Below are 23,993 nucleotides of genomic sequence, written 5' to 3' on the forward strand. Positions count from 1 at the left end.
CCGCCTGCCGCCTGTTCCAGGCGCTTCCGGCCCCTACATGCCGCCCGTTCTTCGCCGCTCCCGTTGACAGAACGCTTTTTCCGGGCTAGAACCGCAGAGAGCGTGTTCTTTTTTGCACAAATCAACATCCGGTTCCGTCAAGGAGAGCAACGGTGAATATCCTGATTTTCGGACCCAACGGCAGCGGCAAGGGCACCCAGGGCAATCTGATCAAACAAAAGTACAATCTTGCTCATATCGAATCCGGGGCCATTTTCCGCGAACACATCGGCGGCGGCACGGAACTGGGCAAAAAAGCCAAGGCCTACATTGACCGCGGCGACCTGGTGCCCGACGACATCACCATTCCCATGGTGCTGGAAACCCTGAAGACCAAGGGCAAGGACGGCTGGCTGCTGGACGGCTTCCCGCGCAACATGGTCCAGGCCGAGAAGCTGTGGGACGCGTTGCAGAAGGAAGGCCTCAAGCTCGACTACGTGGTGGAAATCCTGCTGCCGCGCGAAGTGGCCAAAAACCGGATCATGGGCCGCCGCCTCTGCAAGGAAAACAACAACCACCCCAACAATATCTTTATTGACGCCATCAAGCCCGACGGCGACAAGTGCCGCGTCTGTGGGGCGCCGCTTTCCACCCGCAGCGACGACCAGGACGAGGCGGCCATCAACAAGCGCCACGACATCTATTACAACACCAAGGACGGCACCTTGGCCGCGGCCTATTTCTTCAAGAATCTGGCCGCCGAAGGGAAGACCAAGTACATTGAGCTCAACGGCGAAGGCAGCATTGACTCCATCAAGGAGACCCTGCTTTCCAAGCTGAACTGAGTTCGCCGCCACACGACATGTATAGTGCCCCGCAAGGGGCACTTTTTATGATTTCCCCAGTCCCGGCGGGTTCCCTTTTGGCCGTTTTGCGGCTATGCTGCCCCTCATATTCTCGACTGATCCGCGACACTGCCGTGCCGCGCCGGACCTTGCCGCCGATGTATCCCGTACTGCGGCCCGCCCCGGCGAGGGCGGTTCTCCAGAGAGCAATGCCCGCAACGGATGCAGTATGTTCAAATTGTCCAACGCCATAATTTCCGTGCTGTTTCTTGCCGTGCTGGTCGTGGCGCTGATCTTCTCCATCCGGGACTACGGCGCCCGCACCACGCGGGACATCACCGCCAACCTGACTCTGCGCCTGCAGGAGTTCACCCTCTACGCGGCGGAGAACTTCCAGCGCCAGTTCGGGGAACGCCTCCGCGACCTGGAGGATCTGGCCCGCTTTCTCGCTGACGAGGATTTTCTGGTCAGCCCGGAAAGCGCGCGCCATTTCGGCCAGCTGCTGCTGGAGCCGGGCATACGCAATTTCGGCATTCTGGGGCCGGACGGCAAAGGCTTTTCCGCGCTGGGCCATGAACTGGACATGAGCGCGGACCCCGCTTTTCAGCACGCCCTGCGCGGCGACACAGGCATAGCCGCCGACATGAGTTCCACCTTTGACCAGCGCCGTGTGCTGGTCATTGCCGCGCCGGTGCGGCGCGGGGATAAGATCAAGGCCGTGCTGGTGGCGGGCATCAATACCGACGCCTTGCGGAGCAGCATTGAAACCAGAGCTTTTGACGGCCGGACCTACAATCTGGTTTTTGACAGCCGGGGCCACGTGCTTTTCGGCATATTGCCGCCGGGGCGCGATCTGGACACCCTGGTCCGGGATTTTCGGCAAAAGCGCGCCCAGTCGTCCCAAAGCGCCGCCCAAATGTGGGATTTTTTCAAGACCATGCGCGAGAGCGGCAATGCGGTACTGCGTTTTCAGGGCGCCGACTATGCTTTTTACATGAGCCGTGTGGATCTGGCGCGGAACGGCTGGCAACTGGTTTCCATCCTGCCGCAAGGCGTTCTGGATGAGTATATCGTCCGGCAGAATGCGGTGACCCGCACCCTGATGCTGCGCGTATCCGCCATTATTGTCCTTTTGCTGCTCTTCGTCGTGTACACCCAGCGCCGCTCCCACCGGAACATCCGTCGACAGCAGGAAGAATACAGCGCCATTATCGCCAACATTTCGGGCGGGGTGCAGAAAATCAGCGGCGTCAACGGCTTCTTCCTGTTTCTCAGCCAGAATTACCTCGATCTGCTGGGCTACAGCCGGGAAGAATTCGAGCGCATCTATGAGAACAGTTTCGCCAACACCATTTATGAGGAGGACCGGGATGCGGTGCTGCTGACCATGTCCCGGCAGCTGGAGCAGAACAAGGCCATTGACGTGGAGTACCGCACCCGGGCCAAAAACGGCGATCTGATCTGGCTCTACAACAAGGGCACCCTGACCTATGACGAATGCCGGCAGCCCTATATCGCCAGCATCGTCTTCGACATCACGCAGAACAAGTCCATGCAGCAGGCCCAGCGTATTTCCGACGAGCGCTATCATTTCATTCTTGAGCAGCACGACATCATTATTTTTGAACAGGATCTGCTCAGCGGCGACTTTTATTGCAGCACGCGCTGGATGCAGTTGTTCGGCTCGGCGTTCAACATTCTGGAGCCGGACCCGGACGGCAGCCAGATACCCGTGCACCCGGACGATCGCGAGGCGTTGCGGGACTTCCAGGACGCCCTGCAGCAGAGCCGGCGCGCGGCGGAGCTGCGCCTGCTCGACGTGGACGGCCTGTATCGCTGGTACAGGGTCGAAGCCTCCAACATCATGGACGGCAGCGGCTGGCCCATCTATGTCATCGGGATCATCACGGACATCGACAACCAGAAGAACCTGGAACTCAACCTGCGCAATCAGGCCGCGCGCGACAGCGCCACCGGCATGTACAACAAGCTCGCCACGGAGCAGGCCATCGCCCGTTTTCTTGATCGGCACGGCCTGGACGGGCCGGGCGGCTATGCGATGTTCATGATTGATTTCGACAACTTCAAGAATATCAACGACCGGCTGGGCCATGCCGTGGGCGATCAGGCCATCTGCGCCATGGCCCGGATCATCCGCCATAATTTCCGTCCTGCGGACATTGCGGGCCGTATCGGCGGCGACGAATTTCTGGTCTTCTGCACCGAACGGCTGAGCATGCAGCAGATCCGCGAACGGGCGGCCAAACTGGGCGGCGATCTGCATACCGAGTGGGGCGAAGGCGAAAACCGCTGCATACTTACCGCCAGCATGGGCGTGGCCTGCGCGCCCGACGACGGCCGCTGCTTTCCGGAACTTTACCAGCATGCCGACGAGGCCACCTATCAGGCCAAGCGGATGGGTAAAAACGGCTGTGTCTTCTACGCGGAAATGCGCGAAGCGGGCGCGTTGCCGCCTCCCGACGGGGCCAGCGTGGTCAATGCCGCCATTGACGCCCCCGCTGCTGAAAACGACGCGGAATCCGCCGGGTCATAGTGCAAAACCGGCGTTGCCCTCCGCCCGCCGGATTTGCCCGGAGAGCCGCGTGAAGCGGCTCTTTCAGGACGGGCGGGAAGCGAAAACGGCGCCGCACGGCGCGCGGCGCCCGCATAAGGAACGAGCAAGGGAGGGAAGCGTCATGTCCATTCTGGTCTGCGGCGGAGCCGGTTATATCGGTTCCCATAATGTGCGCGCCCTGCTGGCGCGCGGCGAGGAGCCCGTCGTCATCGACAATTTTCTGACCGGCCACCGTCAGGCTGTGCCCGGCGGCGTGCGCCTGTACCAGGGCGACATCCGCGACTCCGCGGCGCTGGACCGGGTCTTTGCCGAAAACAGCATCGAGGCGGTGCTCCATTTCGCGGCCAGTTCCCTGGTGGGCGAGAGCATGGAAAAGCCGCTGCCCTATTTCAACAACAATGTCCACGGGATGCAGACGCTGTTGGAAGCCATGCTGCGGCACGACGTGGACAAGATCGTCTTTTCCTCCACGGCGGCGGTTTACGGCGAGCCGGAGAGCGTGCCCATCAGCGAGGACGCCCCCACCCGGCCCACCAACCCGTATGGCGAGAGCAAATTGATGATGGAGCGCATCATGGACTGGGCGGGCCGGGCCCACGGCATGCGCTCGGTGGTCCTGCGCTATTTCAACGTGGCCGGAGCCCTGCCCGGCGGCGAGATCGGCGAGGACCACCGTCCGGAAAGCCATCTCATTCCCCTGATTCTTCAGGTGCCGCTGGGGCAGCGTCCGCATATCACCGTTTTCGGCGAGGATTATCCCACGCCCGACGGCACCTGCGTCCGGGACTATCTGGACGTCATGGATCTGGCCGACGCCCACATGCGCGCCCTGGACCATCTGCGGCGCGGCCGGGAGAGCGTGGTCTGCAATCTGGGCAACGGGCAGGGTTTTTCCGTCCGGGCCATGATCGAGGCCGCGCGCCGGGTCACGGGGCACGCCGTCCCCATGCGCGCGGGCCCGCGCCGGGCGGGGGACCCGGCCCGCCTGGTGGCCTCGTCGGAGCGCGCGCGGCAGGTGCTGGGCTGGGAGCCGAAGGTGGACATTGAAGGCATTATCGCTTCGGCCTGGGAGTGGCATCGCGCGCATCCGCACGGTTTCAGCGACTAGAACAGATTAATTTTGAAACGCTCTAAGCCTGAACCCGGACGCGGTCTGGTTCGCGGCGGATGAAAGAGAACAAGAGGAGCGGCATCGCGTATGGGCGATGCCGCTCCTCTTGTTCCGCGGAAACTTTCAGAACCGGGGGGCTTGCTATTCCTGTTTCATCTGCGCCACCAGCGCCCTCAGGTCCTCGGTCTGGGCGGCGAGCCCGGCCACGGCTTTGGCGGCTTCCGCCATGGTTTCGGCGGTCTGGCCGATCATGCTGCTGACCTGCCCGACGTTGGCGTTGATTTCTTCCGAAGCGGCGGATTGTTCCTCGCTGGCGGTCGCAATGGCGCGAATCTGGTCCGCCGTGGCCTCGGCGGTGGCCACGATGTCGCTGAGGGCGAGGCCGGAATCATTGGCATAGCCCGTGGCCCTGCTGATCTGGACCACGGCGTTTTCCACCGAGGCCATGCTTTTGTTGGTGCTTTCCTGAATGGCCTTGATGGCGTTGCCCACATCGTGGGTGGAGGCCATGGTTTTTTCGGCCAGCTTGCGCACTTCGTCGGCCACCACGGCGAAACCGCGCCCGGCTTCGCCCGCGCGCGCCGCCTCAATGGCCGCGTTGAGGGCCAGCAGATTGGTCTGGTCCGCGATATCCGAAATGACGGTCATGATCTGGCTGATGGCTCCGGCGTGCTCGTTGAGTTGCTCCATATCCGTCTGCAGTTCCAGCGAAACCGTACGGACCTGCTCAATACTCTGCAGGGACTGGTGCACGATCTGCGCGCCGTGTTCAGCCTTGGCCCTGGTGTCGCCGGAGAATTGGGTGGTTGTGGAGACGTTGCGGGCCACTTCGCGCACCGTGGCGTCCATTTCGTTGATGGCGGCCGCCGCCTCGGTCAGACGCTGGGCCGATTGAGAGGCCATGCGGTCGGACTGTTCGATCTGGACGGAGAGCGAGCCGGATGCGGCGGAAATGACCCGGATGGCTTCATCCAGCCTGTCGGCCACAGCCAGCATGGCCTCGGTCTTGGTCCGGGCCGCCGCACCGGCTTCCTCGGCCTGGAGCATGGAGGAGCGGGCCTTTTCTCCCTCGCTGTGGGCTTTTTGCTCGTTTTCCCTGGCTTGGCGCAGAGTTTCGCTGATATGGGCGAGCATTTTGGCAAAGCTCTCGTACAGGCGCAGCAATTCGCCGGAAAACAGTTTTCTGTCAGGCAGGCTGGCCTGGATGTCGCCGTTGGCGATGGTTTCGGATGTGCTGTTGAGCAGGCCCAGAGGCCGGTTGATGCTGCGCAGGATGAGCGTACCCAGAATGAAGACCGCCACGGCCATGAGCAGCGAGAAAATCAGGCTGACTTTCAGCATGGCGTAGGTGCCTTCAAAAACTTCACTGGCGTCGATGGCGTAAATGTATTTCCAGCCGTGCCGGTCGCTGAAGACGTTGATCAGCACATCCCGGCCGTTGACCTCGGTCATGCGCACGCCGTCGGACATGGCGTAGACCTTGTCGAGTCCGGGCATTTTTTTGTCAGCCACTTTGCTGAACAAAGCCTCCGCGACGCGGGTGGCCACGATGATGCCGTTGGGATCAATCAGGGTCAGGCGGCCGGTCTGCCCGATTTCCATGGCGGAAATGTTTTGGGAGAGCGTGGACAGACTCACTTCAATGTAGGAGACGCCGATCAGTTTGTTGTTCTCCCTGACCGTATGGGCGAAAGAGCACACGGGCGTGCCCGCCGCGGTCAGATAGATTGAATGGGATGCGCCCGAGCCGCTGGCTTCGGCGCTTTGAAACCAGGGACGCTTGCGCGGGTCGAAACCGGCGGGATAGTCGATGGGGGGCTACTCCATAAAACCCCCGTCCGTGGAGCCGTAGCCTATGGCCAGATAGGAAGCGTTGGAAGCGGCGAGTTGTTCCAGTATCTTGTCCAGGGTCATGGCCTGGGGGCTCATGTCCGCGCGGGTGTGGGTCCTGGCCGTGTCCAGATGGACGTGGGAAGGAAGACGCCCGGCGGCCTGGGCCGTCTGCGGCAGACCGGCCAGAAAGGCGCTGTTGTTCTCGGCGTCTCTGAAGAAAAGCGCGACATAGCCGGCGGCGCTTTGCACGACGGTTTTGGAACCGCTCGCGGCCAGTTGATAACTGCTTTCATAGGCATAGTACGCCATGAAGGACACTACAAGCACGATGGCCGCGATAAAGGAAGCCATAAGACTGACGAGTTTGGCGCGTATGGTCACTGGTTACTCCTGTATGAGGGCGCGCCGCGCCGGACCTTCGTGAAGATGAAGGCTGCCTGGCGGGCTTGAAAATAGCTGAAGAAACCGGCGCGCCCCGGCAGGGCGCGCCGTTGGCGAAGATGTGGACCGGGAGAGGGGACCGGGCCTGGGCTTCGCGGGGAAACCGTCCGGGACCTCAGGCGCGCGAACGTGACGCTCAAGCCTGTGCCGCGGAGATTTTCCCCAATCTACATCCACAACATGGTATGCCTGTTAAGCGTAAACGAAATATGGGAAGATGCAACAGGAAATTTACGATTTATCAAGCGTTATTGGAAAACATATTTATTATTACCCTAATATATGTATTTTATTTATTGTAATAAATAATGGTAATTATAATTGGGTTCATTTTTGAAATTATCACTCTATTATGTGATTGCCATCGGGCGGTTGCGCGGCAACGTGCCCGGACGCGGAAGTCATATCCGGGTAAGGCGTTTTGCGTCAGCGGCTGGCCAGAGAGAGCGGAAGACTCCAGTTGCTGATCTGCACTTTCCGGGTGGTGAAGGCGGAAATTACGCTGTGCTGCTTGTGCTTTTGCAGCGCTCTGGCCAGGGTGGCCTGTGGATGCAAGGAGCACGTGATGGGCACAGAGGAATGCTGCACGCAGATGTCCGCATTCGCCCCACCATGCCCACATCGGCCGGAGACGGCGCGGGGTGTTCCCGTCATACGGCATTGCCAGGGGCGGGCGGTGAGTATATTCTGAGGAGAATGGGCGAACTTTTTTGCCCATATTGAGGCATTCCAGACGCGACCGCATTGGCCGCAACCTGTACAAGGAAAGTATATGTACTCAACAATCCTCAACATCTTCCGGCGCGCGCTGGGAATTTTTTTGCTGCTCTGGCTGGTCGCACCGGCCATGCCGGTCCCGGCCGCGCCACACGAGGCGCCCATGAACGCAAAGTATTCCATGCCGCCGCTCAGCGAGCGGGAGGCTGACGTTTTATTGCGCAAAGCCACGGAGGCCCCGTACACGGGCCGCTATCTCGACAATCACGCGGCAGGCACCTATATCTGCCGTCAGTGCGGCATGCCGCTTTACCATTCCGAGGACAAGTTCGAATCCGGCTGCGGCTGGCCCAGCTTTGACGACGCCGTGCCCGGCGCGGTGCGCCGTGTGCCCGATGCCGACGGACGGCGGGTGGAAATCCTCTGCGCGTATTGCGGCGGCCATTTGGGCCATGTTTTTGAGGGCGAGGGATTCACGGCCAAGGACACCCGCCATTGCGTCAATTCCCTGTCCATGAGCTTCGTTCCGGCGGGCGGCGAGGAGGAAAAGGCGGCCTTTGCACGCGCAAAAGAGGCTGCCGCCTGCTCCGGCACAGCCGTCGTGGCCGGGGGTTGCTTCTGGGGCGTGGAAGACGCCTTCCGCAAGTTGCCCGGCGTTTGCGATGCCGTTTCCGGCTATACGGGCGGGCATGCGCCGGAGCCGAGTTATGAAGAGGTCAGCCGGGGCGGTACCGGGCACGCCGAAGCCGTGCGGGTGCGTTTTGATCCGTCCAAGGTTTCCTATGAACAGATTTTGCGGCGCTTTTTCGAGATTCACGATCCCACCCAGCTCAACCGCCAGGGTCCGGATGTGGGCGAGCAATACCGTTCGGCTGTGTTTTATCTGGATGAGGAGCAGAAGGCCGTGGCCGAAAAGCTCATGGCCCGGCTCAGGGAACTGGGCTACAAGGTGGTCACGCAATTGTGTCCGGCCGGAGCCTTTTATGAGGCTGAAGCCTATCACCAGCGCTTTGCGGAGCGCACCGGCCGGGGAGCCTGTCATCTGCCGGTGCCGCGTTTCGAGCGCCGCGCCGACGGCAGCCCGGCGGAATAGGGGAGCGCGACGGATGCAGCATAGCATGGAGGCGGGCTTTGTCCGCCTCCATTTGCCATAAGAAGTCCACGCGCTCTTTTTCCGAAGCGTCTAGGCGTGCAGCCGCCGCAGCACCGGCGCCAGGCAGACGATGGCCGCGCCCGCCCCCACAATAGGCGCCAGGGCCCAGCGCAGGTCCAGCAGGTGGGAAAGAAAGCCCACCATGGGCGGGCAGGCCAGGAAGCCCAGAAAGCTCAGGGAAGAAACCAGGGAAATAGCCACGCTGGTGGGCACCTTGCGGGATTTGCCCGCCAGACTGTAGCAGAGCGGCACCACCGAAGCCATGCCGAAGCCCACCAGGGCCAGACCCGCGGTGGCGGCCTCCAGCCGGGGCAGGAGCAGAGCCAGAGCCATGCCCCCGGCAATGCAGCAGCCGCTCAGTTGCAGCACTGGCGTCACGCCGTAACGGCTCACCAGCCGGTCGGCCACGAAGCGGCCTATGACCATGGCCGTCATGCAGGCCACGTAGCCCAGACGGATCAGTTCCTCGCCGGGGCGGATGACCTGGGCGAAATAGACCGAACTCCAGTCATACATGGCCCCTTCCGTGGCCATGCTGCCAAAAGCGATGAATCCCAGCAGGATCAGATAAAGATCCGGCCGGTAGGAAGGTTTGTCCGTCGCGGCATCCCGCTTTTTGCCCAGGCGCACGTCGCGCGGCAGGGTCCAGCGCCGCAGGCCGGCCAGCACCGCCAGACTCAGCGCGAACACCAGACAGAAATGGACCAGGGGCTTCACGCCCAGCGGGGCCAGCACCGCCCCCAGAATGCCGCCCGCCAGGCCGCCCAGGCTCCACATGCCGTGGAAAGTGGCCATAATGCTGCGGCCGTACAGGGTTTCCACGCCCACGGCCTGCGAATTGAGCGAAATGTTCAGCATATTGTCCGTAAAGCCGAAGCTGAACAGAGCCGCGAACAGCAGAACGGTGGAAGGGGCGAGCCCCAGGCTCACCAGACTTGAGCCGAAAAGGATCATGGACAGGATCACCACGTTGCGGCTGCCGCAACGTTCAATGAGCCAGGCGGAAAAGGCGATGGACAGCACCTGTCCCAGCGGCGCGGCGAACAGCACGCCGCCGAGCTGGGCGTCACTGAGGCCCAGATGCTGTTTGACGTCCGGGATGCGGCTGGCCCAACTGGCGAAAATCAGGCCCATGACCAGAAAAAAACTGCTGATGGCCGTGCGGTAGTAAGCCTTGGGGGAATGCGGGCGCAAGTGGTGCAGATGGTCCGCGAAAATATGGCGCATGCGAATCTCCTGCCGTGCGCGGCGAGGGGTTTGGGGAACAATGGTTTGATCAACCAAACAATAGCGCTTGTAGCGCCAAAACCCGCGGTTGAAAAGCTCCCGCAAGAGCTGTTTTCCGGTCAAGCGCATCGTGAGCATTTCAACATTTCGAAAATAATCTGCTCAACGGCTTGCCCGACAATCAGTCAGACAAACGGCCGACGCGCGCGGCAGGGCGGGCAGAAGGCATGATGCTGAGGGTCCGTAGGTCCGCTTGCCATTGAATATATTCTATTTCCAACGGCTACGCTGCCCGCGTGCTGGGGGAACGCCGTTTTCCTTGCAATGGGGGTTCCGCCGCCTGCTCCGGCAGCCGCCAGGCGTTGTGCTTTCAAAAAGCAAAATGCTCCAGGGCCGTCTCGCGCTGTTCTGCAGACAAAAAGCGGGCCCTTCTTCTCCGGAAGAAGGGCCCTTGTCTCACCCGCCGGAGCGGACAGTATCATTCAGTTTACTTGTAGGCAGGGATGGGGGTCTGGACCTGCTTCAGGAACTTGTTGGTGGCGTACTTGCCGTCGTTGACCTTCTTGGCTTCTTCAGGGGTGATGCGGCCCACAGTGGTGAAGAACTCGGCGATTTCGCCCTGCCACTTCTGAGCCTGGCTCTGACCCTTGGAGTCGTCAAACATGACCAGCTGTTCTTCCAGGTTGTACACGGGGTGCTTCTGGATGTCCTTCAGGGCCAGATCCTTGGCATAGTCCTTGCCGGCCCATTCCAGGAAGAAGCGGCGGTATTCGGGCACCAGGCTCTCGGCGCTTTCCTTCTGGAGCATGTTCACGGCGCGCAGATAGACGCCCAGGAACTTGGCGGTGATCTCAGGATGGCTGTTGGCGTACTTGGCATCGGCGATCAGCACGATGGGGTTGCCCTTTTTGCACATCTTGAGGTCGGCGGCCAGCACGCCGCCCTTGTCCATGGCCAGGAAGAGGTGCGGAGCCCACAGGGCCACGCCGTCGCCGATGTTGTTTTCAAACGCGCCCACGGCCTGGGCTTGGTCCATGTTCTTGATGACCACGTCGCTGTCCTTGAGGCCCAGCACGTTCAGCCAGGAAGACAGGGCGTAGTGGGCGGAGCTCACGGTGGTGACCAGGAAGGTCTTGCCCTTCACGGTTTCGGGGCTGCCCATCACGTCGGGATAGTCCTTGTTCCAGCCTTTGACCTTGGCGATGGGGCTGTCCTTGCGGACCACCACGCCGTTGGTCATGGATTCGTCGTTGCCGTTGCCGATGATGATGGTGTCGTAACGCAGGTTGCCCAGCATGGCAGGCACGGCGCCCATGCCCGCGAAGACCCATTCGCCGGACGGCAGCGCGTTCAGAATGTCGGCGCCGGAGTTGAAGTATTTGATTTCAACGTCCAGACCGGCGTCCTTGTCCCAGCCTTTTTCCTTGGCATACCACATCAGGAAGGTTTCATGCTCGTCCATCCAGGCGGTGGGCACTTTCACCAGTTTGCCGGCGGCCATGGCGGCGCCGGAAAGGCTCAGAACGAACACGGCGGCCATCGCCAGGGCAATCCATTTTTTCAACATACTCATCCTCCAGAATAACGGTTACGTCCGGTTTGTCACGCTTGAGCGCGTTCCGTACAAAGCCGGACATGGGGCCGTCTACGGCTACGGCTATACGCCTTTTCCCATACTATGGAGCAGCTCCGGAGAGCTCTTGTCCGAAAGGCTCGCATTCTCATGGCCCGACAGTATTTTTTCCCGTTCGCCGTCGCCTGCCGGGACGTTCTCAATGGCCTGCGCCGCTTCAGCCTGTCTTTGCCGGGCTATGGATAAAGCATAGCAGGTGCGCAGACGGTAAGCAAGGTATTGCAGCAGACAACCGACTCCGGCCAGGAACAGTCCCACAAGCCAGTGCGCGCCCCACAGCCACGCGCAGAAAGCTGCCAGGCAAAGCAGCAGACCGCCAAGGCGCCGCACCAGCACGCGCCGGTACACAGCCGCGACGGCTTCGGGCGTGCTGTCCAGCCCGCCGTCTTCCGCTGCATTCTTCCGGCCGTCCGGTTGACCGTTCAGGTCCGCCTGGGCCGTGGACGGGTTCGGACCGCAACCGGGACGCGCGCGTCCGGCGGCGAAGCGCGCGCAGAGCGCGCGAACCAGCAGCCAGACCGCGACAGCGCCCAGCGCTCCGGCCAGCAGATTGAAAAGCAGCGTGCTTGTGGTCATGCCTTGGCGTTCCTCGGAGTATCCGGTCGTTTCATGGTGCGGGTAAACTTTGTCCGGTCGGCTGACAGGGCGATGTCTCGCCCTGTCAGAGCCTTTTCACGTTGAAACAGCCCTAGAGAATCAGTTCGGTGTTGGCGATGATCTCTTCGCGCAGTTCCAGCAGTTCCATGGAAGTGTGCTCGCGCGGACGGGGCAGATTGATGGTGTACTCCGTCTTGATGGTGCCGGGCAGCTTGCCTTCCATCAGCACGATGCGGTCGCCCAGGAAGAGCGCTTCGTCGATATTGTTGGTGACGAAGAGCACCGTGCGTTTTTCGTGTTCCCAGATGCGGGAGGTTTCCACCTGCATGTACATGCGGGTCTGGGCGTCGAGCTGGCCGAAAGGCTCGTCCAGCAGCATGACCTTGGGCGAATTGGCATAGGCCCGGGCAATGCCCACGCGCTGTTTCATGCCGCCCGACAACTGGTGGGGGTAGTGGTTTTCAAAACCTTCCAGACCCACCATCTTGATATAGTGGTCAGCGATGTTGTGACGCTCGGCGGCGGGCACGTTACGCAGCTTGAGGCCCAGCTCCACATTGTCGCGCACGGTTTTCCAGGCGAAGAGCATATAGCTCTGGAACACGATGCCGCGGTCCGGCCCGGGGCCGGTGACCGGCTCGCCGTCCAGGGTAACGTAGCCCTTGTCCGGAATTTCCAGGCCCGCGATAATCTTCAGCAGAGTGGATTTGCCGCTCTGGCCGGGACCAAGCACCACCAGGAATTCATTTTCGTAGACGTCCAGGCTGATGTCCTTGATGACCGGCACTTCCTGATTGCCCTTCTGGATGAAGGTCTTGCTGATGTCCTCGCAGTGGATCTTCAGGACCGGAGGGCTTTTGACGTTCTGCTCACTCATGTGTCTATCCTTCGTGCTGTCGCATTAGACGTTGTCGATGCTGCGCTTCCAGGGGCAGAGCTTGCGCTCGAGGAGGGAGACGCCCAAAGAGCTGACCCAGGCCGCCGCCGCGATGAGCAGCATGCCGCTGAGGACCAGGGAGGGATTGTGCGTGTCCATGCCGCGCTTGATCAAAAAGCCCAGACCGTCGCGGGAGTTCATCAGCTCTGCGGCCAGCACGCAGGTCCATGCCGCGCTGAGCGAGATCTGCAGGCCCGCGAAGACCGCCGGGAAGGAGGCCGGGAAGCAGACGTGGAAGATTTCGTCCCGGCGGTTGCCGCCGAGCACGCGGATGACGTCGTACAGGTCCGGGTCCACCAGACGCACGCCGTTGTAGGCGTTGAGCAGGCAGGGCACGAAGGTGCCGATAATGATGATGAAGACCTTGGAGAATTCGCCGATGCCGAACCACAGAATGGCGATGGACACCCAGGCGATGGGCGGCATGGGCTTGAACAGGTCGAACAGCGGCTTGACGACGGCATTGACTGTTTTGTTCAGGGCCATGAACAAGCCCAGAGGCACGGCCACGACGCTGGCCAGCGCAAAGCCGATGATGACGCGCTGGAAGCTGGCCCAGATGTGGCCCCAAAGATTGGTGCCCGCGAATTTCATGCTGGTCAGGCGGATCATCTGATCCAGCACCTGGGCGGGGGTGGCCAGGGAATCGCGGAATATTTTCTCGGCCGCGGTCCAGTGCCAGAGCGAGAAAAAGGCCACGATGGACACGGCGTACAGGAAGTACGTGTTGGTGATCAGCTTATAGAGCGTAAACCGTCCGCGTTCCGCGGCATGGTCGACGGTTTCGTTGGCAATGGATGAAGACGCCATGAATTACCTCCTGATGCCGGCCAGCAGCTTCTTTTCAACATAGTCGATGATGATCCCGATGATAGCGCCGGAAACGCCCACGCAGATCATGCCGAGCACGATCAGGTCAGGCCGGGCCACGCGTCCGCCCATGGTGATGAGGAAGCCCAGGCCGGAGTCGGCGGCCAGCAGCTCCGCGCCCACCAGGTTGGTCCAGCAGTAAGCCAGAGCAAGCTGGAGCGCGCCGAAAACCATGGGCAGCGAAGACGGGATGCACAACTGGGTGAAGATCTGCCAGTCATTGGCCCCGTAGGTTCTGGCCATCTGGATCAGTACGGGATTGGTCATGCGCACGCCCACATAGGCGTTGATCACGCAGGGCACGATGCCCGCTATCCAGATGATGAACACCTTGCCGGTCAGGCCGATGCCGAACCAGAACACGGTGAGGGGAATCCACGCGATGGGCGGGATGGGGCGGATGAGTTCGAAAATGGGGCGGAAAAGGCCTTCGGCCACTTTAAACCAGCCCATGGCCAGCCCCAGGGGCAGGCCCACCAGCAGCGCCAGCACGTAACCGATGAAGGCTTCCTGAAGGCTGGTCTTGAAGTGGGTCATCATGACCGCCCCGTCAGGATTGGGGTTGGTCAGTTTGTCCATGAAGGCGTCGAAAACCTGGCTGGGCGCGGCCAGCAATGTCTGGGGAATCATGCCCGAGCGCACCGCGCTTTCCCAGATAAGGAAAAAAGCGATGATGCTGATATAGGGGAGCGCTCGAAGCAGAGGCGGTTCTTTTACAACGACAGTCTGATAAGCCATAACATCCTCCGGGCTGCGTTGGTATGGTCAGGCGCGCGCCTCACCACCAGCGGATAAGTTCCGTGACCTGCCTGCGCAGCTCCACAAATCTGGGATCAATAAGTTTGCGGGGGCGGGGCAGGTCCACCTGAATTTCCGCCTTGACCTTGGTGGGTTTGTTGGTCAGCACCAGGATGCGCTCGGCCACGTACACGGCCTCCTCAATATTGTGCGTGACAAAGAGGATGGTGCTGTTCAGCTTTTGCCAGAGATTGACCAGCTCGTCTTCAAGGTAGAAACGCAGCTTCACGTCCAACTGGCCGTAGGGCTCGTCCATGAGCAAAAGATCGGGGTTCACGGCGAAAGCGCGCGACACAGCGATGCGCTGCATCATACTGGCTGAAACCTGATTGGGATAGAGGTCGGCGCAGGAGGAAAGGCCGACAAGATCCATGATGTCCGAGGCGCGCTGCTCGCGTTCCTCTTTGGAAACCCCTTTGACTTCCATGCCGTAAGCCACGTTTTCGCGCACGGTGCGCCAGGGCAGGCAGGTGGGTTCCTGAAAGACATAGGCGATATTGTGTTTTTTAGGATTGGCTTCCTGCCCGTCGATGAGGATATCGCCTTCCGTGGCGGGCATGAGTTTGGAAAGGCAATTCAAAAATGTGGTCTTGCCGCAACCGGTGGGACCGACGATGGCCAGCAGCTCCCCTTTTTTGATGGTGAAGTTGATGCCATCAAGAACTGTGAGAGCGCCAAAACGCTTGGTGAGGTTATTCACCCGGATTTTGACGTCAGCTTCTTCCTGACAGGGCACTGGCAGCTCCTTACTGTTGACGTGAGGGACTCCTTTGGACTCCTTTATGAACCCCGGTTGGGGTTTTGCCTCAAACCGGAAAACTGTATACGGATAAAGTGTAAAATTTCACTATGTTGGCGTCTTACTCAATGGCTGAGCGAAAATGCGCGCCGCGTGAGATGCCGGTAAATGTATTGTCGGTTGCAATAACTTACGGGTTTATTTCATCATTGTCATCTCCTTTGGCGCTTTGGCCTAAAAATTGTGAAAGATAGCACATAGTTGGGTACATTTATCCGGCCTGGAGGCCGGAAGGGCGGGACGGCATGCGCCGTCCCGCCGATAATCCATGCTTTGCGCTACCGCGCCATGGCCAGCAGCTTGTCCAGGCTGGCTCCGGCGTCGCCCAGCAGCAGCGTAACGCCGGGCTTGGTATACAAGGGGTTGTCCACGCCCGCGTAGCCGGGCTTTTCGTCATAGTTGCAGATGATCACGGCCTTGGCCTTGTCCGCTTCCAGGATGGGCATGCCGTAAATGGGGGTGCCTTCAGCGGTGTTGGCCGCCGGGTTGACCACGTCATTGGCCCCCACGATGATGACCAGATCGGCATCCGCGAACATGGGGTTGACCACGTCCATTTCCAGCAGATGCTCGTAATCCACATTGGCTTCGGCCAGGAGCACGTTCATATGTCCGGGCATGCGCCCAGCCACGGGGTGGATGGCGTAATTGACCGTGGCGCCCCGTTCCTCAAGCACGTCGGCCAGTTGCTTGACCTTGTGCTGGGCCTGGGCCAAGGCCATGCCGTAGCCGGGCACGATAATCACATTCTTGGCGGTCTTGAGCGCCTGCAGACCGTCCTGCGCTGTTTCCTGCTTGGGGGCTTCGGCGGCCGCCGGGGCCGGTCCGGAAGCCAGGTTCACGAGCTTGCCCACGGTCTGGGCCGCGTCGCCCAGCATCATGATTACGCCGGACTTGGTGTAGAGGGGATTGTCCACGCCCGCGTAGCCGGGCTTTTCGTCATAGTTGCAGACGATCACGGCCTTGGCCTTGTCCGCTTCCAGAATGGGCATGCCGTAAATGGGAGTGCCTTCGGCGGTGTTGGCCGCCGGGTTGACCACGTCGTTGGCCCCCACGATGACGACCAGATCCGCGTCCGCGAACATGGGATTGACCACGTCCATTTCCAGCAGATGCTCGTAATCCACATTGGCTTCGGCCAGAAGCACATTCATATGCCCGGGCATACGTCCGGCCACGGGATGAATGGCATAATCGACCTTGGCGCCCCGTTCCTCAAGCACGTCGGCCAGTTGCTTGACCTTGTGCTGGGCCTGGGCCAGAGCCATGCCGTAACCGGGCACGATGATCACCCTTTTGGCCGTGGTCAGCAGACGGGCGGCGTCGGCGTCGTCATCACGCTCGGCGGCGGGAGCGGCCTGCGCGGCAGGAGCCTGCCCGGCGGCGTAACCGGCCAGGGCGCCCACGGTCTGGGCCGCGTCGCCCAGCATCATGATTACGCCGGGCTTGGTGTAGAGGGGATTGTCCACGCCCGCGTAGCCGGGCTTTTCGTCATAGTTGCAGACGATCACGGCCTTGGCCTTGTCCGCTTCCAGAATGGGCATGCCGTAAATGGGGGTGCCTTCAGCGGTGTTGGCCGCCGGGTTGACCACGTCGTTGGCCCCGATAATGATGGCGAGATCCGCATTCGGGAACATGGGGTTGACCACGTCCATTTCCAGCAGATGCTCGTAATCCACATTGGCTTCGGCCAGAAGCACGTTCATGTGTCCGGGCATGCGCCCGGCCACGGGATGGATGGCGTAGTTGACCGTGGCGCCTCTGGCTTCCAGGGCGTCAGCGAGTTGCTTGACCTTGTGCTGGGCCTGAGCCAGGGCCATGCCGTAGCCGGGCACGATGATCACGTTCTTGGCCGTGGTCAGCAGGCGGGCGGCCTCGGTGGCCTTATCCGCATCGCCGGTTTCGGCGGACGCGGCGGCGACCGGGGCTTCTCCGGCGGCGTAACCGGCCAGGGCGCCTACGGTTTTGGCCGCGTCGCCCAGCAGCATATACACGCCGGGCTTGGTGTAGAGCGGATTGGGCACGCCCGCGTAGCCGGGCTTTTCGTCATAGTTGCAGATGATCACGGCCTTGGCCTTGTCCGCTTCCAGGATGGGCATGCCGTAAATGGGAGTGCCTTCGGCGGTGTTGGCCGCCGGGTTGACCACGTCATTGGCCCCCACCACCACGACCAGGTCGGCGTCCGCGAACATGGGGTTGACCACGTCCATTTCCAGCAGATGCTCGTAATCCACGTTGGCTTCGGCCAGAAGCACGTTCATGTGTCCGGGCATGCGTCCGGCCACGGGATGGATGGCGTAGTTGACCGTGGCGCCACGGGCTTCCAGAGCGTCAGCCAACTGCTTGACCTTGTGCTGGGCCTGGGCCAGGGCCATGCCGTAGCCGGGCACGATGATCACGTTCTTGGCCGTGGTCAGCAGCTTGGCGACTTCCGCATCCTTCTGCGCGGCGGCCTGGGCCGGCTGCGCGGGCTTCGCGGCCTGGGGCGCGGGCGCTTTGGACGCGGCTGCCGCCGGGGCGCCGGCCTTGCCGGACACGGAGGATTGACCCAGCAGGATGGGCATCAGCGTGCGGTTCATGGCCTTGCACATAACGCGCGTGAGCATCAGACCGGCGGAGCCGACAATGCCGCCCACGGCGATGAGCAGGGGGTCGGACACGGCGAAGCCGGCGATGGCGCAGGAAATGCCGCCCATGGAGTTGAGCAGGGAAATGGTGATGGGCATGTCCGCGCCGCCCACCCGGATGGTGAAGACGATGCCGAACAGCGCGCCCGTGGCGAACATGATGAAGATGAACAGCGAAGGCAGGAAATTCGGTGCAATGTTGTAAATGCAGAGGGCGATGAGCATGATGCCCAGCAGGACGTTGATGATCTTGCTGTGGTTGGAGAGCACGATGGGCCGTTGCGGCAGCAGCTGGTGCAGTTTGCCCGCGGCCACGAAGGAACCGGCGATGGTCGTCATGCCCGAGCAGAGAGCCAGACAGGCGTCAATGCGATGAAAGGCCGAGGGCGTGCCCACGTCCGTCAGCATGATGATGCCGACCAGGGCCGCCGCGCCGCCGCCGAAGCCGTGCAAAAAAGCCACGAGCTGGGGCATCTGGATCATCTTGACCTTGTTGGACAGAAACAGGCCGAAGGCCGTGCCCAGCGCTATCGCTATCCAAAGAGTCGGAGAGCCGAGCGAATTGTCCTTGTACATGGTGATGAGAATGGCGCAGGCCATGGCGGCGGCGGAGAGAATATTGCCGCGCACGGCCGTTTTGACGTTGCTCATCAGATTCAGGCCATACAGGATGGCAAGGGCGAGTATTGCAGCAATGACGTTGTATAGTAATGTGCTCATTTCGCAGACAACTCTCTTAATTTTTCAGGGGTCGTTCGGGACGCGCGAAAAGAATCTGCTAGCGCTTTTTCCCCGCGATCATCTTCAACATCTTGTGGGTGATGTCAAAGCCGCCAAAAACATTGGTGATGGCCAGCGCGATGCCGCAACCGCCCAGGAAAGCGCCCAGGGGAGTGCTGGCAAGATGGGTGGCCGTCAGCGCGCCCAGAATGATGACCCCGTCGAGCGCATTCATGCTGGACATCAACGGCGTATGCAAAAGACTGGGAATGTGGCTGAGCACTTTATAGCCGATGACCAGCGCGGCAACAAAGACCAGTAAGAGGATGAATGTGCTCAAGAGGACTGCCTCCGCAGGTTAAAAGTCTTACCGGAATGCGGATGAGGGGAGCGCGCGGCCCCAAGAGCCGCGCGCTCCTCCTCCGCGATGCCTACAGGCCGGCTTCTTTGGCGCCGGCGTGGACGATTTCCTTGTTGATCGTGGTCAGCGAGGAAGCCACGATGGGATCGTTGCGATCCAGCACGATCTTGCCGTCCTTGGCCAGGAAGGCAAGCAGGTTGTAGATGTTGTGAGCGAACATCCAGGTGGAGCTGGTGGGCATCATGCCGGGGATGTTCTTGATGCCGCTGATGGTCACGCCGTGGGCGACGATTTCCTCGCCGGCCTTGGTCAGGGCGCAGTTGCCGCCCTGGTCGATGGCCACGTCCACGATGACGGAACCGGGAGCCATGGATTTGACCATTTCTTCGGTGATCAGCACCGGAGCGAGCTTGCCGGGAATCAGCGCGGTGAGGATCACCATGTCGGCTTCTTTGATGACGGGCTTGATGGCCTCGATTTCCTTGGCCAGCCATTCGTCGGGCAGGCGCTGGGCGTAGCCGCCCTCGCCGATGGCCACGTCAGCCGGCACGCCGGTGTCGAAGGCCTTGGCGCCCAGGGACTTGGCCTGTTCGCTCGCGTCGGGACGGATGTCGATGGCGGTGACCACGGCGCCCAGACGCTTGGCGGTGGCGACGGCCTGCAGGCCGGCCACGCCGGTACCGATGACCACGACGTTGGCGGGCTTGATCACGCCCACGGCGGTGCCGACCATGGGCATAAACTTGCTCATGTAGTTGGCGGCCATGAGCACGCTCTTATAACCGGCCACGGTGCTCATGGAGGTCAGGGCGTCCATGCTCTGGGCGCGGGAGATGCGCGGAATGCCGTCCAGGGTGAGGCTGATGCAGCCGGTGTCGCGAAGTTTTTTCATGGGTTCGCGGTTCACCGGAGCGGCGGGGTGCAGGAAGGTGATCAGGTACTGCCCGTCGCGCAGCATGTCGCTTTCGTGCTTGTTCACGTCCTTGTTGAACAGCGGCTCTTTCACCTTGAGAATGACGTCGGCTTTGGCGAAGACTTCTTCCGCACCGTCAACCAGGGTCGCGCCGGCGGCCACATATTCCGCGTCGGAGAAGAACGAGCCGTCACCGGCCGTTTTCTGCACGAGCACGGTAGCGCCCTCGGCGACCATTTTTTTCACGGTCTCGGGGGTGGAGGAGACGCGGCCTTCGCCGGGCATAATTTCTTTGGGGACACCGATGATCATACCCTGAAATTTCATGGATGCTACTCCTTAGTACGTTGGAAGTGCTGGTTGGTGTGGAGCTTCCCTCAGGCTGCCGGGGCCGGGGCGGAACACACTCCCGCGCTGAACCCGCAACGGCAGCCGCAAGACTGCCGGACAAACGCCGGCTTGTTGCCGATGTCGCATAGAGGGGACATGCCGGGCGGGGATGAAAGCCTCAGACATGTCCCCCCGTTTCTGGCCGTTACGCGCCCGTCGGCGGAAACGGCGATGGATGCCCGGCCGCGCTCCGTACGGAGCGCGGCCGGATTGTTCCGAACCTTAGGCCTTGACCACCTGGAAGGCGTTGTCCAGAGCCTTGAGGATCTCGTCGATCTCGGCCGTGGTGGCAATCAGCGCCGGAGCCAGGCAGAGGGTGTTGTTCAGTTCACGGAAGCAGCGGCTGGTCTTGCCGATGATCACGCCCTGCTTCATGCATTCGCCCACCACGGCGCCGGCCACGGCTTCGGAGACGGGCTCCTTGGTGGTGCGGTTCTTGACCAGTTCGAGGCCGCAGAACAGGCCCTTGCCGCGCACGTCGCCGATGATCTCATACTTCTTTTCCAGAGCCTTGAGGCCGTCCATGAGGTAATCGCCCATTTTGACGACGTTATCGAGGACGTTGTGCTCTTCCATGTAGTTGATGTTGGCGTAACCGGCGGCGGGACCGGCGGTGCAGCCGCCGAAGGTGCTGATGTCGCGGAAGTAGCTGTCACGGTCGGAAGGATCGGCGATGAAGTCCTGGAAGACCTCTTCGGTGGTCACCGTGCAGGAGATGGGCGCGTAGCCGGCGGCCACGCCCTTGGCCATGGTCACGATGTCGGGCTTGACGTTGAAGTGCTGGTAACCGAACCATTTGCCGGTTCTGCCGAGACCGCAGACCACTTCGTCGATGATCAGCAGCAGGCCGTACTTCTTGCAGATTTCGGTCAGGGTTTCGTAGTAGCCTTCGGGCGGCACAATGACGCCGCCGCCGGCGGTGATGGGCTCGATGATCACGGCGCCCACGGTGTCCGGATCTTCCTTCTGCACCACGGTTTCAAGCTCGCGGGCGAATTTTTCGCCCAGGTTGGCGGTGCCGGCGGGATAGGGCGAGCGGTAGGCGGAGCAGGCCGGGAATTCCACAAAGCCGGGGGTGAAGGGGCCGTACTGGTTCTTGCGTTCTTCCTGTCCGCAGGCGCTCAGGGTGGTGATGGTGGTGCCGTGGTAGTCGCGGTTGCGGTAGACGACCTTGTATTTCTTGCCGCCGTGCTTGAGCTGGGAGATCTGGCGGACAATCTTGAAGGCCTTTTCGTTGGCTTCGGAACCGGAGTTGGACAGGTATACGCGGCTCATGCCGGGCATCTTTTCAATCAGTTTTTTGGAGAACTGAATGGTGGGGATGTTGCCGTAACCGTTGGCGAAGTAGCAGAGCTGCATGAGCTGGTCGCTCACGGCCTTGGCCAGGGTTTCGTTGGCATAGCCGAGGTTGACCGTCCAGACGCCGCCGGAAACGGCATCCAGGTATTCCTTGCCGTGGATGTCCTTGATCCGCATGCCTTTGCCTTCGACAAAGATGGTGGGATCGGATTTTTCAAAGACTTTGTGCTGGGTGAGGTGATGCCAGACGTATTTTTTGTCGTCCGCGATCAGTTGTGCGGCATCAAGGGACTGGGCCATGATTTCCTCCAAAGAAAAGGTTTTCGGAATGGTTGCCTTCCCCTCCGGTGAAGCGGTGAGGGAGGAGACAGTTACTTCAACAGTCCGGCGGCACGGAGCGGCCGGAGACGTCGGTCACGGGGAGCATGCGCCGCCCGGGGCCGGAAAGACCCTTGAAACCGGCCGGGATACGCCCGGTGCGGCATCCGATGGTTTTGTTTTCTTTGGCAGTGCCGACAATCATGGCGACCTCCGGGAAAGCTGCTGGAAATGGCATGAGGACCAAACAGCGGTCACTGGCAGTTCTCCTATAAGCAATCCTTGTGCCAAATTGAACGCGGCCTGGATGCCGTGCAATAGCAGCGGGTTATTTCTTGGGGCTGACATGTCGTTCATGGGCCTTTCAACAGGATTAAGTCACTCTTAACTCAATGTCACTCAACCTCCCGTTATTCTATAAGTCAATTTTGACTTGTGATGCATGGGCAACTCGCCCGCGTCCGACGGCCAGTTGCGGAAAATGCCCCCAACAGGCCGTATCAGAAGCGATGTCCTTTTGCGTGTCCCCCCATAGCGCTTTTGCGCGAAGCGGCGACGCGGGTTGTCGCGCGGATTCATGCCGACGGCCACATGGGACTTTCAGCGCAAAACCTTTCAGGCGGTCGGCCGGCGCACGCGCTACAGACAATCGCAGAGGGTGCGGGCCCGTAAGGACTTGAGGCGGATGTAACCATTCAGTAGTTCCGCGCGCAGCTCTTTGAGACGGCGTTCCAGATCGGGCGGCGCGTTTTTGCCCGCTGCGGCCAGGAAAGGGGCCATGCTGGCAATGTCGACCCCGCCGTTGCTCAGATCATAGGTGAGGATTGTTTTGCCCTGAAAGTTTCCCCCGGCAGCGGAAGCCGCGATGTCGTAAACGGCCTTGTCCGCCCGCTTGAGGATGGACGTCAGCACATGGCCGGGCATGGCCGCGGCCTGATCCGTATCCAGACCTACTATATATATGTCGCGCTCCCGCGCTTCCGCCAGCGCGCCGGCGTTGCCCGCGCCGGCGGCCAGGGCCAGCACGTCCGCGCCCTGCTCCAGCAGACGGCGGGCCTCCCGGCGGGAGGCTCCGGCATCGGTGAAGGAACCGGCCACGGCGTTGATGACCCGGATTTGCGGATCAATGAGGCGCGCGCCCTCGCTGAACCCGTTGAACTGGGAGCGCAGGGCGGGCGTGTCCTCACCGGAAATCCAGCCGATGACGTTCGCTTCGTTGACGCCGGGCAGGGCGGTCCGGCGGGTGAGCATGGCCGCCGCCGCTCCGGCCAGATAGGCCGCCTGCTCGTCGGCGAAGGTGACGGACATGATGTTGGGCGCGCGCACGCCCGCGTCAATGCAGCCGAACATGGTCGTGCGGAAGTTGGCGGCATTGTTGCGCAGAATTTCATGCAGCCGGCCGGAAGCCACCAGCACAAGGTCGGACTCGCGCGCGGCCTGGCGGAAGATCTCCTGCTGGTCGCTTTCCGGCGGGGCGACACGTACGGTGGCCTGGAGGGGGAAATCCCGCTCCGCCTGGGACAGACCGGCGCGCAGCAGGTCGGTCCAGGCTTGGTTGCCGTCGTGCTCCAGCAGCAGGGTAACGCGCAGGGCGCCGGCGGGCGCGGCCTGGTCATTCCGGCCGGGCTGGGGAATCGGAGCATCCGGGGCCGCCGGGACGGCCAGGGGGGTAAAAACAAGGGCAACAAGCAGCCACAATAAACCGGCGGCAAACCGGTACCGGTAAGAACAGAACATTGTCTTGACTCCTTAACAACCTGAAAATACAGATCCGCTTTTCGTTCCGCAGTGTAGGACCGCGCCGCGTATCCGGCAAGGCCCCGGTGAAGGCGCGCCTGAGCTGTGAAATA

At 61.3% G+C, this 23,993-nt stretch carries 20 protein-coding genes; 5 read left to right on the forward strand and 15 right to left on the reverse strand.

Annotated features, from left to right (window positions below):
- The first annotated feature begins 152 nt into the window (after positions 1-152).
- The 3 genes from FYJ44_RS10165 to galE all read left to right on the forward strand — a co-directional run bounded on the left by FYJ44_RS10165 (position 153) and on the right by galE (position 4,507).
- On the forward strand, positions 153-824 hold the full coding sequence (locus tag FYJ44_RS10165; RefSeq protein WP_320860912.1) for an adenylate kinase: 672 nt from the start codon (positions 153-155) through the stop codon (positions 822-824).
- 229 nt (positions 825-1,053) lie between these two features.
- Positions 1,054-3,378: a sensor domain-containing diguanylate cyclase gene (locus FYJ44_RS10170; RefSeq protein ID WP_154511754.1), complete on the forward strand. Its 2,325-nt coding sequence runs from the start codon at positions 1,054-1,056 to the stop codon at positions 3,376-3,378.
- A gap of 142 nt (positions 3,379-3,520) precedes the next feature.
- Positions 3,521-4,507, forward strand: coding sequence for a UDP-glucose 4-epimerase GalE (galE, locus tag FYJ44_RS10175; RefSeq protein ID WP_154511756.1), 987 nt, complete (start codon positions 3,521-3,523; stop codon positions 4,505-4,507).
- A 144-nt stretch (positions 4,508-4,651) separates the two neighbouring features.
- Here galE and FYJ44_RS14965 read toward each other — a convergent pair whose 3' ends face one another.
- From FYJ44_RS14965 to FYJ44_RS10185, 3 genes are all read right to left on the reverse strand, one after another.
- Positions 4,652-6,322, reverse strand: coding sequence for a methyl-accepting chemotaxis protein (locus FYJ44_RS14965; protein WP_326833682.1), 1,671 nt, complete (start codon positions 6,320-6,322; stop codon positions 4,652-4,654).
- A 6-nt stretch (positions 6,323-6,328) separates the two neighbouring features.
- Complete coding sequence (locus FYJ44_RS14745) at positions 6,329-6,724, reverse strand: hypothetical protein (protein WP_229772656.1); 396 nt, start codon at positions 6,722-6,724, stop codon at positions 6,329-6,331.
- A gap of 486 nt (positions 6,725-7,210) precedes the next feature.
- Entirely contained in the window at positions 7,211-7,357 is a 147-nt protein-coding gene (locus tag FYJ44_RS10185) for a hypothetical protein (RefSeq protein ID WP_229772657.1), read from the reverse strand.
- Positions 7,358-7,556: 199 nt separating this feature from the next.
- Between FYJ44_RS10185 and FYJ44_RS10190 the strand changes: the two genes are divergently transcribed.
- Positions 7,557-8,594, forward strand: a complete 1,038-nt coding sequence (locus tag FYJ44_RS10190) for a bifunctional methionine sulfoxide reductase B/A protein (protein WP_195841010.1) — start codon at positions 7,557-7,559, stop codon at positions 8,592-8,594.
- A gap of 90 nt (positions 8,595-8,684) precedes the next feature.
- Here FYJ44_RS10190 and FYJ44_RS10195 read toward each other — a convergent pair whose 3' ends face one another.
- From FYJ44_RS10195 to tpa, 11 genes are all read right to left on the reverse strand, one after another.
- Positions 8,685-9,881, reverse strand: coding sequence for an MFS transporter (locus tag FYJ44_RS10195; RefSeq protein ID WP_154511758.1), 1,197 nt, complete (start codon positions 9,879-9,881; stop codon positions 8,685-8,687).
- 487 nt (positions 9,882-10,368) lie between these two features.
- Positions 10,369-11,448, reverse strand: coding sequence for an ABC transporter substrate-binding protein (locus FYJ44_RS10200; RefSeq protein WP_154511760.1), 1,080 nt, complete (start codon positions 11,446-11,448; stop codon positions 10,369-10,371).
- A gap of 90 nt (positions 11,449-11,538) precedes the next feature.
- Complete coding sequence (locus FYJ44_RS10205) at positions 11,539-12,090, reverse strand: hypothetical protein (protein WP_154511762.1); 552 nt, start codon at positions 12,088-12,090, stop codon at positions 11,539-11,541.
- 112 nt (positions 12,091-12,202) lie between these two features.
- A complete protein-coding gene (locus FYJ44_RS10210) occupies positions 12,203-12,988 on the reverse strand; it encodes an ABC transporter ATP-binding protein (RefSeq protein WP_154511764.1) in 786 nt (261 codons plus the stop codon).
- Positions 12,989-13,012: 24 nt separating this feature from the next.
- Positions 13,013-13,858, reverse strand: a complete 846-nt coding sequence (locus tag FYJ44_RS10215; RefSeq protein ID WP_154511766.1) for an ABC transporter permease — start codon at positions 13,856-13,858, stop codon at positions 13,013-13,015.
- Positions 13,859-13,861: 3 nt separating this feature from the next.
- Positions 13,862-14,656 (reverse strand): ABC transporter permease, encoded by a 795-nt coding sequence (locus FYJ44_RS10220; RefSeq protein ID WP_154511768.1) that lies wholly within the window; start codon positions 14,654-14,656, stop codon positions 13,862-13,864.
- Between the two features lie 40 nt (positions 14,657-14,696).
- Entirely contained in the window at positions 14,697-15,452 is a 756-nt protein-coding gene (locus FYJ44_RS10225; RefSeq protein WP_287700878.1) for an ABC transporter ATP-binding protein, read from the reverse strand.
- A 341-nt stretch (positions 15,453-15,793) separates the two neighbouring features.
- Entirely contained in the window at positions 15,794-18,862 is a 3,069-nt protein-coding gene (locus FYJ44_RS10230) for an NAD(P)(+) transhydrogenase (Re/Si-specific) subunit beta (protein WP_154511772.1), read from the reverse strand.
- 58 nt (positions 18,863-18,920) lie between these two features.
- Positions 18,921-19,202, reverse strand: coding sequence for an NAD(P) transhydrogenase subunit alpha part 2 (locus FYJ44_RS10235; protein WP_154511774.1), 282 nt, complete (start codon positions 19,200-19,202; stop codon positions 18,921-18,923).
- A 91-nt stretch (positions 19,203-19,293) separates the two neighbouring features.
- Complete coding sequence (locus tag FYJ44_RS10240; protein WP_154511776.1) at positions 19,294-20,463, reverse strand: NAD(P) transhydrogenase subunit alpha; 1,170 nt, start codon at positions 20,461-20,463, stop codon at positions 19,294-19,296.
- 285 nt (positions 20,464-20,748) lie between these two features.
- Positions 20,749-22,125, reverse strand: a complete 1,377-nt coding sequence (gene tpa, locus FYJ44_RS10245; protein WP_154511778.1) for a taurine--pyruvate aminotransferase — start codon at positions 22,123-22,125, stop codon at positions 20,749-20,751.
- Between tpa and FYJ44_RS14490 the strand changes: the two genes are divergently transcribed.
- Entirely contained in the window at positions 22,124-22,531 is a 408-nt protein-coding gene (locus tag FYJ44_RS14490) for a hypothetical protein (RefSeq protein ID WP_195841011.1), read from the forward strand. The genes tpa and FYJ44_RS14490 overlap by 2 nt on opposite strands.
- 251 nt (positions 22,532-22,782) lie before the next feature.
- On the opposite strand, the gene FYJ44_RS10255 is transcribed toward FYJ44_RS14490, so the two are convergent.
- Positions 22,783-23,880 (reverse strand): BMP family ABC transporter substrate-binding protein, encoded by a 1,098-nt coding sequence (locus FYJ44_RS10255; protein ID WP_154511782.1) that lies wholly within the window; start codon positions 23,878-23,880, stop codon positions 22,783-22,785.
- Between the last annotated feature and the right edge of the window lie 113 nt (positions 23,881-23,993).

Source organism: Desulfovibrio porci, assembly GCF_009696265.1.
Classification (GTDB): Bacteria; Desulfobacterota; Desulfovibrionia; order Desulfovibrionales; family Desulfovibrionaceae; genus Desulfovibrio; species Desulfovibrio porci.